Raw genomic sequence first — 13,291 nt, forward strand, 5'->3', positions numbered from 1 at the left:
TAAATCACCGCGGATTCATGAGCGCTATTCATAACATCTATCCTGTTACACCCGATTATCCGCAGGCGTAATCCCGATAATATGGCCCGAAGAATATAAAACCAGATGGATAGATATGACTCAGATTCAGACCCGCCCGGAAAAAACGCCAGGGCTATTTTTTATTGCCATTCTCAGTGCGCTGATGGCATTTACGTCCTTATCGACAGACATTTATTTACCCGCCATGCCCGTCATGGCGAAAGATTTACAGGGTAATGCGGAGCTAACCATCACCGGCTTTTTAATCGGCTTTTGCATCGCGCAGCTGATTTGGGGGCCGTTAAGCGATCATCTGGGACGCCGGATGCCGCTGTTTATTGGTATGGTTCTGTTTATCATCGGCTCTGTCGGCTGCGCCCTGTCTACGGATATGTCGCAAATCGTTTTTTGGCGAGTCTTTCAGGCGTTGGGCGCGTGTACTGGCCCAATGCTGGCTCGCGCGATGATTCGCGACCTCTTTAGCCGCACACGCGCAGCGCAAATGCTCTCGACGCTCATTATCGTGATGGCGATTGCGCCCATTGCCGGACCGTTACTCGGCGGTCAGTTAATCAAAGTGACATCATGGCATGCCATTTTTTGGCTACTGGCAGTGATTGGTATCGCGATGCTGGTGTCATTACGCTGGCTGCCTGAAACGTTACCCGAAGACAGACGGGTGAAAGCATCATTGCCCAGCGCCTTTCGCAACTATTATGCGCTGCTGACGAACACCAGCTTCATGCGTTTCACCTTATGTCTGACGTTCTATTATGTCGCCGCCTACGCTTTTATTACCGGTTCGGCCTTTGTCTACATCACCTACTTCGGTATTGATCCGCAGCATTACGGCTGGCTATTTGCGCTGAATATCGTCGGCGTGATGGGAATGAGCGTGGTCAACCGTCGTCTGGTTCAGCGCTACTCGCTAGAAAAGCTGCTTAAATTTGCCGTACTGATCGCGACTGTCGCTTCGTTCATTTTGGCTGTCGGCGCAAAGCTGCATATCGGGGGAATAGTGCTGATTGTGGTTTCGGTGTTCATCTTCTTCTCGATGAACGGCATCATCGCTGCCACTTCTACCGCCGCCGCGCTTGACGCGGTGCCCAATATTGCCGGTTCAGCATCAGCACTGATCGGATCGCTACAGTACGGCAGCGGCATTATCTCTTCGCTATTGCTTGCGCTACTGAGCGATGTAACACCGTGGACGATGGCGTGGATCATCGCCCTGTTTTCCGCAGCCAGTGCGGTAATTGCGCTGACTACGCGGGAACGAGGAACTACAGCGTGAACACGTAATGAGAGCCGTCCGGCAGCTCAACATCAAGATGCAGCTTACTGCCGGTCGCCTGCTTTAATCCAAGCGTCTGCGCCCTTTCTACTTGCGTCAAATGGTCATTCAGGAATCGCGTTGTCTGGCCTGACGGCGGGAGCGGCAAATCTCGGCATGGTTTTTATCGGCCCACTGAATTAACAGTTGCATGGGCTGTAAAAAGGAGTGGCCTAATGGCGTCAGCGTGTATTCCACACGTGGGGGAACTTCCGCATAAATCGTCCGATGAATAAATCCATCCGCCTCTAGCCGTTTTAACGTGCGTGACAGCATCTGGCGCGAAATATCGTCAATATGGCGATGTAATTCGTTAAAACGCAGCGTCTTTTGCGCCAGTGTCTCCAGTATTAACAGGCTCCACCGGTCGCCAATGCGATCCAATACATCACGGATCGGACAAGGATGGTCAAACGCAGCATCGTCGAGGCTTTCCGCTGACGACGTTTCTGGGTTAACCGCGTCATTGATGGATGTGTCATTAGTCATTTCTGCGTGACCTGGTTGCATACTGGTGACTTCTTGTCGGGGAAAAGTCGGCAATGTACCATCCGGGTGGTCTATAGTCTATTTTTGTTACCTAGTCTCAAAACAAGAAAATAAGGAGTCCACATGTCACATATCGCACTCATTGGCGCCTCAGGCGGTGCCGGTTCACGCATTCTTAAAGAGTTATCTGACCGTGGACATACGGTCACCGCCATTGCACGTCATCCAGAAAAAATTGCCTCGCTGCCGAACGTCACCGCTAAGCAGGGGGACGCACTGGACAAGGATGCACTGGTCGCCTTATTCAAAGGACATGATGCCGTGGTCAGCGCCGTTAAATTTGGTTCGTCCGATCCAACAACGCTGATTGCCGCCGTTAAAACCGCAGGCGTAAAACGCTATCTGGTCGTCGGCGGCGCGGGGAGCCTGGAAATTGCACCGGGTCAACGTTTGATCGATCAGCCGGACTTCCCTGATGCTTATCGCCCTGAAGCATCCCGTGGCGCAGCTTTCCTCGACTTGTTAAAACAAGAGAAGGATCTTGATTGGTCATTCCTCTCTCCGTCCGCCGAATTTGTTCCCGGCCAGCGCACAGGTACCTTCCGCCTCGGCAAAGATGCGCTACTAAGTAATGATAAAGGCAGCAGCATCTCCTTCGAAGACTATGCTATCGCGCTGGTTGATGAAATTGAAAACCCGGCACATTCTCGTCAGCGCTTTACCGTGGGTTATTAACCCCTGACGACAATCCGCGCATTGCGCGTTTTTCCTCAGCAATGTGCGGATCTCGCGTTATATCAATAGGTCGTAGAGATAGAACAGAACGGTATCAGCAAGCGGCGTGAGTTTGTTATGGTGTTGCCTTAACTCGCTCTCTTTTTCATGCATTAAGGAGTTTTTGAATGGCTACGTCCCCAACCTATGTGCCGCCAAAAGTCTGGCAGCCCGCCTCTTCCGGTGGCGCCTTCGCCAATATTAACCGTCCTATAGCCGGTCCGACGCACGAAAAAGCGCTGCCCGTTGGCAAACATCCGCTTCAGCTTTACTCGCTGGCGACGCCAAACGGCGTGAAAGTGACGATCATGCTGGAAGAACTGCTGGCGCTGGGCCATTCGGGTGCAGAGTACGATGCCTGGCTGATTAAGATTGGCGATGGCGATCAGTTCTCCAGCGGATTTGTCGACGTCAATCCGAACTCCAAAATCCCGGCATTGCTTGATCAAAGTGGTGACAAACCGGTTCGCGTGTTTGAGTCCGGTTCCATTCTGGTGTATCTGGCCGAGAAATTTGGCGCGCTGCTGCCGAACGATCTCGCAACACGCACAGAAACCCTGAACTGGCTCTTCTGGCAGATGGGTTCTGCTCCTTACGTTGGCGGTGGATTCGGCCATTTCTACGCCTACGCGCCAGAAAAATTTGAATACCCGATCAACCGTTTCACGATGGAAACCAAGCGCCAGTTGGATGTACTCAACCGTCGACTGGCAGAAAGCCGCTATCTGGCTTGCGACAGCTATACCATTGCCGATATCGCGGTCTGGCCGTGGTACGGTGGGTTGGTGCAAAACGCGCTGTACTCTGCCGCAGAGTTCCTGTCCGCACATGAATACACGCATGTGATCCGTTGGGCCGACGAGATTGCCGCCCGTCCGGCAGTGATTCGCGGTCGTAAGGTCAACCGCACCTGGGGTGAAGAATCAGAACAGGTCGCTGAGCGCCATCAGGCATCCGATCTGGATTAATCTTCTGCCGCCTGCATCCATGCAGGCGGCATTGTTACTTCACAGTCCGAAACGCCACCTATTGAGACACATTTCTCCATCACCTATTTTTCCCTTCCTGGCATATACGCCATTTCGGAAAATACATCCTGACGCCAGCAATGATGGTTCGAAAAAACGCCAACGTGACACCATTCATCCAGTATCGCTAGTATCATAAACGGGAAAACAGCTTAGGCGACGTTTATGCTCCAGAGCTAATTGAGTCGCACTGGAGCATTCATCATTCCCGGTGCGTATTTGCCCAGCTAGTTGTGAATAGCACGTTTATCACAAGCTAAAGCGGCTTCGTGCATCACTTCAGATAACGAAGGGTGGGCATGGATAATACGCGCAATATCTTCACTACTTGCCTGAAACTCCATCGCGACGACGGCCTCTGCAATCAGTTCTGAAGCAAAGGGGCCTACAATATGAACACCGAGAATACGATCGGTGCTAGCATCCGCCAGCATTTTCACCATCCCAACGGTTTCCCCCAATCCCTGAGCCCGACCATTAGCACTGAAAGGAAACTGCCCTTTTTTATAACCAACACCTTCCGTTTTCAGTTGCTCTTCCGTTTTCCCTACCCAGGCAATTTCAGGCGAGGTGTAAATAACATTAGGGATGGTAGAGAAATTCAGGTGGGCATACTTGCCAGCGATACGCTCTGCTACCGCCGCACCTTCTTCACTCGCTTTATGCGCCAACATCGGCCCACGTACCACATCTCCCACGGCCCAGATACCAGGAGCTGACGTGCGGCATTGGTCGTCGACCTGAATAAAGCCTCGTTCATCCTTCTTTATCTGCACGTCGGGGTGCCAAAGATTGTCCGTGTGCGGCAAACGGCCAATTGCGACTAACAGTTTGTCGAATTGCTGTACCTGCTCTTTTTCGGCATTACTCCAACTGACTTCGACCTGCTGTTCAGTCAGGGCGATGTGGTTGATCTTGACTGCGATCTGAATATCTATTCCCTGACTGGCAAAGGCACTTTTCGCCTGCTTACTGACTGCGCGATCCGCTACCGGTAACAGTGCCGGCATGGCCTCCAGGATTGTCACCTCGGCCCCCAAACGCGACCATACTGAACCTAACTCCAGGCCAATGACCCCAGCACCAATCACCCCTAGCCGTTTGGGTACATCACGTATACCCAGTGCGCCTTGGTTATCTAAAATACGCTCATTATCAAAAGGCAATTCGGGTAAAGGACGCGGCGATGACCCACTGGCAATAATTACCGACGTTGCAGTAATCGTCTCCTTTCCATCAACGTCAATAACCCATTTATCGCCTTTACGAGGCAGGATTTGCGCATGCCCATGCACCTGGGTAACCTTATTTTTATGAAACAATAAACCGATACCTTGCGTCAAACGATCCACAATTTGCTGCTTATTGTTCTGCATCTGTTGAATATCGATGCTGGCATGGCTCACGGTAATACCCTGCGTTGGGAACCGGTGTGTTATCGCAGCGAAATTTTCTGATGATTGCAATAATGCTTTTGAAGGTATGCAACCCACATTCAGGCAAGTCCCCCCAAGAGAAGCCTTACCCTCGCTATTTTTATACTCATCGATACAGACTGTGCTTAGCCCCAATTGTGCTGCGCGGATTGCCGCAACATACCCTCCAGGACCTGCGCCAATCACAGCAACGTCATAATCGTGTGCCATAGCCTATTCTCCTTTATTCTCTGAGTCCTCGCGCTTTAACGGCACGGGTTACAAGCCTAATAACAAGCGAGAAGGATCTTCTATCGCTTCTTTAATAGCCACGAGTGACAGCACTGCTTCTCTACCATCGATGATGCGATGATCGTAAGACTGCGCTAGATACATCATGGGACGCAGCACAATTTGGTTGTTCTCTTCCACTGGGCGTTTTTTCGTCGCGTGCATCCCCAAGATTGCTGACTGAGGCGGGTTGATGATTGGCGTTGACATCATCGAACCAAACGTCCCACCATTGGAAATGGTATACGTTCCGCCTGTCAGCTCCGACATTTCGAGTTTTCCTTCCTGTGCACGGCGACCAAAATCAGCAATTTGCTTCTCAATATCCGCCAGTGACAGTTGATCGGCATCACGAATAATGGGGACAACCAAACCTCTCGGGCTACCTACCGCTACGCCGATATCGAAATAACCGTTATAGACAATATCGCTGCCTTCCACAGACGCGTTGAGTACCGGATATTTCTTCAACGCATGAACGACGGCTTTGACGAAAAAGCCCATAAAGCCCAGTTTGACGCCATATTCCTCCTGGAACTGCTCCTTATAGCGATTACGCAAATCCATTACGGGTTGCATATTCACCTCATTGAATGTGGTAAGGATGGCATTTTGACTTTGGGATTCGAGCAATCGCTGCGCGATCCGCTGACGCAGACGACTCATCGGCACGCGTTTTTGTAAGCGATCTTTATTCGTGAGTGCCATCGGTTGTGGTTCAACATTGGCTTTCTGGAATGGTGCAAGTGGCGCTTCCGACGGGAGATCCTGCTTCAGGATGCGTCCGCCGCGGCCACTACCCTCAACAGATGCCAGATCGATATTACGTTCGGCAGCCTGATGGCGCGCACTCGGCATCGCCAGCACTTCTGTTGCAGAGAGTGACGCACTTTCTGGCGCAGTAACCGTGGTCTGCGCCTGTGCCTGTGTATCAATCTTTGCCAGAAGCTGATTACCCGTCACGGTAGCGCCAGAGTCAAAAAGCACGTCTTTCAATACGCCGGATTCTGGCGCCGGAATTTCAAGAATGACTTTATCAGTTTCTATCTCAACTAATACATCGTCACGGTTAACATACTCGCCAGGGGCTTTACGCCATTCAAGAAGCGTCGCTTCAGTCACAGATTCAGGCAGTTGGGGAACATTTACTTCAATCATAATTTTGCTCTCTACTTAATCATTAGATGCTGGTTTTACAGGCCAATGGTCAGGGCATCTGTCAACAAGGTGGCTAGTTGTTGCTGGTGTAAGCTGGCATATCCCACAGCAGGTGATGCCGATGCGGGGCGAGCAGCGCAGCGCAATAGCTGCCCCGGCGTCATTACCGCTTCGAGATGATGGCGGATTTGATACCAGGCCCCTTGATTTCTTGGCTCCTCTTGCGCCCAAACAACATGTTTGGCATGAGGGTATTTCTCCAGCTCCGCACGTAACGCGTCTTCAGGGAAAGGGTAAAGTTGCTCAACGCGAATCAAAACAACCCGCTGCTCTGCTTTTTTATTGCGTTCTTCAAATAAGTCGTAATAGATTTGCCCCGCACAGATCACGATTTGCTCTATTTGCGCCGCATCGTTAGGTGTGTTGCGCTCACCAATAACCGGCAAGAATTGACCTTTAGTAAAAGCAGAAATCGGACTCATTGAGTCTTTATAGCGCAACAGACGTTTACTCATAATGACGACCAGCGGCTTACGTAATGCAGCGCGCATCTGACGGCGCAGAATATGAAACATTTGACTGCTTTCTGACATCATAACTACCGTCATATTGTCGTCAGCACACAGTTGCAGGTAACGTTCTATACGCGCGGAGGAGTGCTCTGGCCCCTGGCCGTCATAGCCGTGCGGTAAAAACATGACCAAGCCGCACAGGCGACCCCATTTACTTTCACCGGAAGCAATAAACTGATCGATAACGACTTGCCCGCCATTGGCAAAGTCGCCAAATTGCCCTTCCCATATCACCAGCGAATTAGGCGCTGAAGTAGCGTAGCCATACTCAAAGGCCAGCACGGCTTCTTCATTAAGAATCGAGTCAATAACCGTGAAACTGCCTTGCTTCTCTGAAAGATTTTGCAACGGGATATAACTACCCTGATCCCATTTCTCACGGTTTTGATCGTGTAGCACGGCATGGCGATGGCTAAAGGTTCCTCTGCCGCAATCTTCTCCCGATAAGCGAACATCAAACCCTTCACTCACCAGAGAAGCATAAGCGAGCGTTTCAGCCATCCCCCAATTCACATTGCGTTCACCAGACGCCATCAACGCCCGTTCGTTCATCTCTTTTTCTACCGTGGGACGTAGCTTGAAATCAGGTGGGATAGTCGTCAGTTTACACGCAAGCGCTTGCAGTTCGTCATGCGTCACGGCCGTCGCAACAAGACATTGCTCCGCACGGGTCGCTTGTTTATAGTTTGTGAAATCAACGGCGTGTTCATTCTGGTGATGGCTTAGCGTCGCCTGTTTAACATGTTCACCGCGGTCGAGGGCCGCGCGGTATTGCGTAATCAGCGCATCCGCCTCGGTGTTTTGCACAATCCGTTCGTTTACCAGTCTGTCGGCATATTTCTGACGCACACCGGGATGATGGGTGATTTTTTTGTACATCATCGGTTGTGTAACAAACGGATCATCGGCTTCGTTATGACCATGTTTGCGGAAGCAGACAATATCGATCACCACATCTTTATGAAAGGTGTTGCGGTACTCAAGTGCCGCCTGCGTGACCAGACATACTGCTTCGGGGTCATCACCATTAACGTGGAAGATTGGTGCCTCAACCATCTTGGCAATATCCGTGCAATAAATAGAAGAACGATTGTCCCGGGGATCTGAGGTCGTAAAACCAATCTGGTTGTTAATCACCAGATGCACAGTCCCTCCGGTTTTATAGCCGCGTGTTTGCGAAAGGTTGAAGGTACCTTGATTCGTGCCAAGACCAATGAATGCGGCATCTCCATGAATTAAAACCGGTAGGACCTGTTGCCCACTGGTGTCACCGCGTCGATGCTGACGCGCACGCACCGACCCTTCAACCACCGGATTGACGATTTCAAGGTGGGAAGGGTTAAAAGCCAGCGATAGATGTACTGAAGCCAGCTCTGTTTGCACGTCCGCAGAGAATCCCATGTGGTATTTCACATCGCCGGACATCAAGGTGACAGCTTGCTTACCTTCAAATTCGCTAAACAGGTCAGCAGGTTGTTTGCCAAGAACGTTGACCAACACATTTAATCGTCCACGGTGCGCCATCCCCAGTACGACTTCCTGGATCCCCACGTCACCACTGTACTGTACCAGATGGTCAAGCGCGGCAATCAGCGATTCCCCTCCTTCGAGTGAGAAACGTTTCTGCCCGACATAGCGGCGATGTAAATATTGTTCGAGTGTTTCAGCGGCGGTGATTTGACGTAAGATGCGCTGTTTTTTGCTGTCGGAATAATGTGGCGTTGAACGGCATGATTCAAACCAGTCCCGCACCCAGTGTTTCTGGGCCGAAGTGGTGATATGCATATATTCCACGCCAATTTTTTCACAGTATGTCTGACGCAAAAATGCGATAATTTCGGCTAATGACGCCTTTTCCATCCCGGCAATATTGGTGCTAAATGTTGAGGCGTAATCACTTTCGGAAAAGCCATGATGTGCAGGATCTAACTCAGGTACTAACGCCTGCGCCATTCTTTTTAACGGGTCAAGATCGGCAGACTTTACGCCCAACACGCGATGAGCAGAGATCAAACGTAATACATTAATCTGGCGGCGGGCATGTTCTTCATCAAATTCCCCTGCGGTTTGTCTCCGTACAGGTTGACGATTAAGCTCACGAAATGCTGCCTCTATAGGTAATCGAGGTATATCGCGAACTTCACCAGCAGATTGCCATTTTTCAAAATAGTGGCGCCAGTTTTCGCCCACAAGCGCTGGCTCTGACAGAAATTGCTCATAAAGCTGTTCCACAAAAGATGCATTTCCTCCTGACATCCAGGAGTCTATTCGTTCATCATCGATATTAGACATAAATATCCCTCTCTGAAATAATTAATCGTAGAGAAAACAAATCGGTTAAATTGATAAGCTCATTTTCATTAAAATACGCCCAGAAATGGCCAGTAAAATGCAGCAGACAGGGCATAAATAACACAGGCGACAAAACAAACTAATACGCCAACCATAGGGAAATCACCGCTATTAATACGCCCTGTACCATAGACAAGAATATTAGGCATCGTGTTATAAAACATTAATAATGGGTAACCGCCAATCAGCATCCCCGCCGGCAGAGCCAGAAATTCGGGCGATAACCCCGCAGTTTTACCCAGTGAAATAACGATGGGTAAGAATGCTGTTGCCATGGCGGTGGTGCCGACAAATAAAATATGCAGATACTGAATGATACACATCACAACAACCAACAGCATTAACGTACTCAGTGTTCCTAAATTCAAAGAGTGAAAAATACTGTTAGCGACCCAGGTTGCTGCTCCGGTTTCCATCAAAATATGGCCAAGACTGACCCCACCACCGCAAATAAACACAACCTGCCAGGAAATGCCTTTATTCGCATCAGACCAATTCAACACCCCAAATTTGGGAAAGAAAAGCAATGACGCGCCGATCAAACAGGCTGTAGTGGCATCAAGTTTAGTCCAGGTTCCTGTCGTCCAAAGTAAGACAACAAGAAAGAATATCGCCAGCGTGCGCCATTCATTATTGGACATATTGCCAAACTGCTGTAACTGTTTGCTGATATATCCTTCACCGCCAGCGATCTGTTTATGCTCGGGTCTAAAAAACAATTGGATTAAATACCAGGTAACGAGAGTCATTAACAGCGCAGGGGGGAACCCTACATTAAACCATTGCCCATAGGTGATATGACTTCCCCCGGCTTTACTAATAAAATCCAACGTTACTACATTAGGGACTGTTGCCGTAAGGATCCCTGCGCTGATAGTAGCATTGGTAAATGCCAGAACCAGCAAGATATTCACTGAAAAACGTGAACGTCCTTCTTGCTGAAACAAGCCAATAATACTAATACAGACAGGTAAAAGAATGGCTGTTCTGGCTGTACTCGACGGCACCAGAAAGGCTAAAAAAATATTTGCCAGCATCACGCCAAAAGTAATTCTTCTTGGGCTACACCCAATTTTATTCAAAATCATGTAAGTTATTCTTTCAGCGAGGCGCGTCTTCACCATCGCAGAAGAAAGAATAAAAGCACCAACAATTAAATAAACAGACGAAGAAGAAAATCCCGCCAGAGCAAATTTCAACGACGCGGTATCCATTAATACCGCAGCAGGAACAATGGCTAGACTGGTTACAGGAAGAGGTAATGCTTCAGTTAAATATAATATGAATACACCGGAGAAAAGTATTAATGCTCTCTTACCTTCCGGTGATAAATCTGCTGGAGTAGGTAATAGCCATACAATTATCATACCGGCTATCGCGATTAATAATCCCCAGCGTTTTCTAAAATCATCAAAGCGTCCATAAGATTTTTCAGAAGACATAGATCCTCCTCTCCCTGTAGGGAGTTTATAGGGTAATGTCAGACGCTCTACGTAAAATCAGCAGAGCGTTGATATTATGAGGTGCTAATATAAGGATTCGTATTTATAATCAATTATTTTTCTGTGGTTTAAATTCTCGGGGTGGGTGACCATCATAAGTTGGAATAAATTGACGGGGAATAGGACCTTTATTACGTCCCCCTTGTAACGTTTGTTCCCATGCATGAGCGAGAATACCAACAGAACGCGACAAACAGAAAATACCGCGAGCCAGTGGTGCAGGAAATCCCAATTCAGCATAAATAACAGCCGTCGCTCCATCAATATTCATGGGGATACGCTTGCCTTTTCGCCGCTGTAGTTCGTCTTCTATACCGCGCGCGATTGTGGCATAACGCCCATCGACAGTTCCTGCTGCTGTTGCCTCATCGACCAGTTCAAGCAAACGTGGGGCGCGCGGATCAATGGGGTGGAAGCGGTGGCCAAAACCAGAAATAAATTTGCCATTCTCCTCAATAAATTTATCAAGCTGGCTGCTTATTGCGGCCTCCAGTGGCACGCCTGCATTGTATTCAATATCGATCGACTGGTATAACTCAACGGCTTGCTCACCAGCCCCGCCATGAATATCACCGAGAACATTTACGGCCGAGGCCATGGCATTATTGAGACCAACGCCACAGGTGCTTGCCATACGTGAAATTGCGATAGAAGGTGCCTGTGGACCATGATCGATCCCCGACATGAGAGCAGCATCTAATAAATCAGCCTGCGCACGCCCAGGTAATTCCCCGCGCAGCATTAACCAGATCATTTGAGCAAAACTAATATGGCCAATAAGATCCTGAATTGCATAGCCACGATAGCGAATCACCCCTGGCTTCATATCAATAATTTCGGTACGCCACCAGTCGCAGCTTTGTTGTTCACCAACGGTTTTTTCCTGATTCATATTGCTTTCACCTGTTGTAATTTGGTTATTTCTTCCGCACTCATTCCCAAATCTTGCAGTATCTCAATACTATGCTCGCCTAACTGAGGAGGAGGAGAACTGACTTCTGGCGTTTTGCCATTGATTTTGAAGCCAGTACGTACGATATGAACGGGGCGATCAACGCCAGGAACTTGATTAAATGTGGCAACCATACCGTAATCAGCAATTTGCGGATGCGCTAATGCCTGAGGCACGCTATATACCGGTCCTGAAGGTACGCCAGCTTCAACAAGTTGCGCCCACCAGTACTCTGTCGTATTTTTTGCCAGTTGTTCTTCTATCAAACGTGTCAGATCCGCACGATTCTGAAGACGAGCCTGACGCTCCGAGAAACGTGAATCGCTTATCCATTCGGGTTGTCCAAGGACATGACAAGTCGCTTCAAATTGTTGTTGCTTGTTTGCCGCAATATTGATCAGTCCATCGCCCGTTCGGAAAGTGCCTGATGGGCTGGCAGTCACATTGTTGTTACCCATCGCTTGCGGCTTTTTATTCACATTGAGGTAATTCGAAACGGCCCACCCCATCGTGGCCAGTGTGGCTTCAAGCATCGATACATCAATAAAATAACCATCACGACGTTGGTTATCCGCCAATGCGCCAGCAATAGCGAAAGCGGCGGTAATACCACCAATTGTGTCAGAGATAGGGTATCCAACGCGGTATGGCGCCGTTTCCGGCGCACCGGTGATATCCATGACTCCGGCCATGCCCTGGATAATCTGGTCATAAGCGGGCAGGTGACGCAGTGGACCATTCTGACCAAATCCTGAAATTGCACAGTAAATAAGGCGAGGTTGATGCTCCAATAATTGCTGATAACCAACGCCGAGACGATCCATCACGCCAGGGCGGAAATTCTCAACCAACACATCAGACTGTGCGACCAGCCTGCGTAGCACCTCTTTTCCTTCATCACTCTTTAGATTGATAGTGATTGAACGTTTCCCTGCGTTTTGCGCTAAAAACGATACTCCCATATAGGCTTTATTAAGTTCCGGGTCTGCCCCTAACTGACGGGCCAAATCGCCAATTCCTGGCACTTCAACCTTAATCACTTCCGCGCCCATATGCGCCAATTGATGGCAGCAAAAAGGACCAGCCAGCACATTAGTCAGATCAAGTACCTTAAATTTTGCCAATGGCTTACAGCCATGATTTTCCATAGTTCACCCCATTAATCTTTCCTTGCCACACCGGCAACATCGTTCTATTTAGAAGAATACAGTTCCGCCTGATAGAATTTCGTGAAATGAACCGTTTCAGCTAAACTTTAACGATCAATAAGGTAAAAAATGTGAACCGGAGACGATGTAGTGTCAGTAACAGAGGGAGATAATGGACAAAGATAGTCAGATGACGGTGAAGATGGGTCGCGCGATTCGAAAAGATGATTCTGATTATGGCCTAATCCAATCGCGC

The 13,291-nt window shown here is 49.1% G+C and carries 10 protein-coding genes and 1 pseudogene; 3 read left to right on the forward strand and 8 right to left on the reverse strand.

The features are described 5' to 3' along the window. Nucleotides 1–115 precede the first annotated feature (115 nt). The gene (locus I2D83_RS14685; RefSeq protein ID WP_205946796.1) at nucleotides 116–1,315 is read left to right on the forward strand and encodes a multidrug effflux MFS transporter; all 1,200 of its coding nucleotides are present in this window, start codon (nucleotides 116–118) and stop codon (nucleotides 1,313–1,315) included. Here I2D83_RS14685 and I2D83_RS22590 read toward each other — a convergent pair. Both I2D83_RS22590 and I2D83_RS14690 read right to left on the reverse strand, forming a co-directional pair. Next, nucleotides 1,305–1,412, reverse strand: a pseudogene (locus I2D83_RS22590) (transcriptional regulator); the annotation flags it as partial. The gene I2D83_RS14685 and the pseudogene I2D83_RS22590 overlap by 11 nt on opposite strands. A gap of 11 nt (nucleotides 1,413–1,423) precedes the next feature. Next, entirely contained in the window at nucleotides 1,424–1,864 is a 441-nt protein-coding gene (locus I2D83_RS14690) for a winged helix-turn-helix transcriptional regulator (protein WP_205946797.1), read from the reverse strand. Between the two features lie 102 nt (nucleotides 1,865–1,966). On the opposite strand from I2D83_RS14690, the gene I2D83_RS14695 reads away from it, so the two are divergent. Further along, nucleotides 1,967–2,578 carry an NAD(P)-dependent oxidoreductase gene (locus tag I2D83_RS14695; RefSeq protein ID WP_205946798.1) on the forward strand — a complete coding sequence of 204 codons (612 nt, stop codon included), beginning with the start codon at nucleotides 1,967–1,969 and terminating at the stop codon, nucleotides 2,576–2,578. 167 nt (nucleotides 2,579–2,745) lie between these two features. After that, complete coding sequence (gene yghU, locus I2D83_RS14700; RefSeq protein WP_205946799.1) at nucleotides 2,746–3,585, forward strand: glutathione-dependent disulfide-bond oxidoreductase; 840 nt, start codon at nucleotides 2,746–2,748, stop codon at nucleotides 3,583–3,585. Between the two features lie 287 nt (nucleotides 3,586–3,872). Here the strand turns inward: yghU and lpdA are convergent, their stop codons facing one another. The 6 genes from lpdA to I2D83_RS14730 all read right to left on the reverse strand — a co-directional run bounded on the left by lpdA (nucleotide 3,873) and on the right by I2D83_RS14730 (nucleotide 13,035). Then, entirely contained in the window at nucleotides 3,873–5,291 is a 1,419-nt protein-coding gene (gene lpdA, locus I2D83_RS14705) for a dihydrolipoyl dehydrogenase (protein ID WP_181829536.1), read from the reverse strand. A gap of 48 nt (nucleotides 5,292–5,339) precedes the next feature. Then, on the reverse strand, nucleotides 5,340–6,509 hold the full coding sequence (odhB, locus tag I2D83_RS14710) for a 2-oxoglutarate dehydrogenase complex dihydrolipoyllysine-residue succinyltransferase (RefSeq protein ID WP_205946800.1): 1,170 nt from the start codon (nucleotides 6,507–6,509) through the stop codon (nucleotides 5,340–5,342). 35 nt (nucleotides 6,510–6,544) lie between these two features. Then, complete coding sequence (locus tag I2D83_RS14715; protein WP_181829535.1) at nucleotides 6,545–9,373, reverse strand: 2-oxoglutarate dehydrogenase E1 component; 2,829 nt, start codon at nucleotides 9,371–9,373, stop codon at nucleotides 6,545–6,547. Nucleotides 9,374–9,441: 68 nt separating this feature from the next. Further along, nucleotides 9,442–10,875, reverse strand: a complete 1,434-nt coding sequence (locus I2D83_RS14720) for an SLC13 family permease (RefSeq protein WP_181847562.1) — start codon at nucleotides 10,873–10,875, stop codon at nucleotides 9,442–9,444. A 109-nt stretch (nucleotides 10,876–10,984) separates the two neighbouring features. Continuing rightward, nucleotides 10,985–11,827, reverse strand: a complete 843-nt coding sequence (locus I2D83_RS14725; protein ID WP_181829533.1) for a citryl-CoA lyase — start codon at nucleotides 11,825–11,827, stop codon at nucleotides 10,985–10,987. Further along, a complete protein-coding gene (locus I2D83_RS14730; RefSeq protein WP_181829532.1) occupies nucleotides 11,824–13,035 on the reverse strand; it encodes a CaiB/BaiF CoA transferase family protein in 1,212 nt (403 codons plus the stop codon). The genes I2D83_RS14725 and I2D83_RS14730 overlap by 4 nt, the downstream gene beginning before the upstream one ends. Nucleotides 13,036–13,291 lie beyond the last annotated feature (256 nt).

The sequence above is a fragment of the Pectobacterium aroidearum genome, assembly GCF_015689195.1.
Taxonomy (GTDB): domain Bacteria; phylum Pseudomonadota; class Gammaproteobacteria; order Enterobacterales; family Enterobacteriaceae; genus Pectobacterium; species Pectobacterium aroidearum.

Excerpts from the sequence above, each read along its gene's own strand:
- I2D83_RS14685 (WP_205946796.1), top strand. The coding sequence starts at position 116 with ATGACTCAGATTCAGACCCGCCCGGAAAAAACGCCAGGGCTATTTTTT.
- I2D83_RS14690 (WP_205946797.1), bottom strand. The coding sequence starts at position 1,864 with ATGCAACCAGGTCACGCAGAAATGACTAATGACACATCCATCAATGAC.
- I2D83_RS14695 (WP_205946798.1), top strand. The coding sequence starts at position 1,967 with ATGTCACATATCGCACTCATTGGCGCCTCAGGCGGTGCCGGTTCACGC.
- yghU (WP_205946799.1), top strand. The coding sequence starts at position 2,746 with ATGGCTACGTCCCCAACCTATGTGCCGCCAAAAGTCTGGCAGCCCGCC.
- lpdA (WP_181829536.1), bottom strand. The coding sequence starts at position 5,291 with ATGGCACACGATTATGACGTTGCTGTGATTGGCGCAGGTCCTGGAGGG.
- odhB (WP_205946800.1), bottom strand. The coding sequence starts at position 6,509 with ATGATTGAAGTAAATGTTCCCCAACTGCCTGAATCTGTGACTGAAGCG.
- I2D83_RS14715 (WP_181829535.1), bottom strand. The coding sequence starts at position 9,373 with ATGTCTAATATCGATGATGAACGAATAGACTCCTGGATGTCAGGAGGA.
- I2D83_RS14720 (WP_181847562.1), bottom strand. The coding sequence starts at position 10,875 with ATGTCTTCTGAAAAATCTTATGGACGCTTTGATGATTTTAGAAAACGC.
- I2D83_RS14725 (WP_181829533.1), bottom strand. The coding sequence starts at position 11,827 with ATGAATCAGGAAAAAACCGTTGGTGAACAACAAAGCTGCGACTGGTGG.
- I2D83_RS14730 (WP_181829532.1), bottom strand. The coding sequence starts at position 13,035 with ATGGAAAATCATGGCTGTAAGCCATTGGCAAAATTTAAGGTACTTGAT.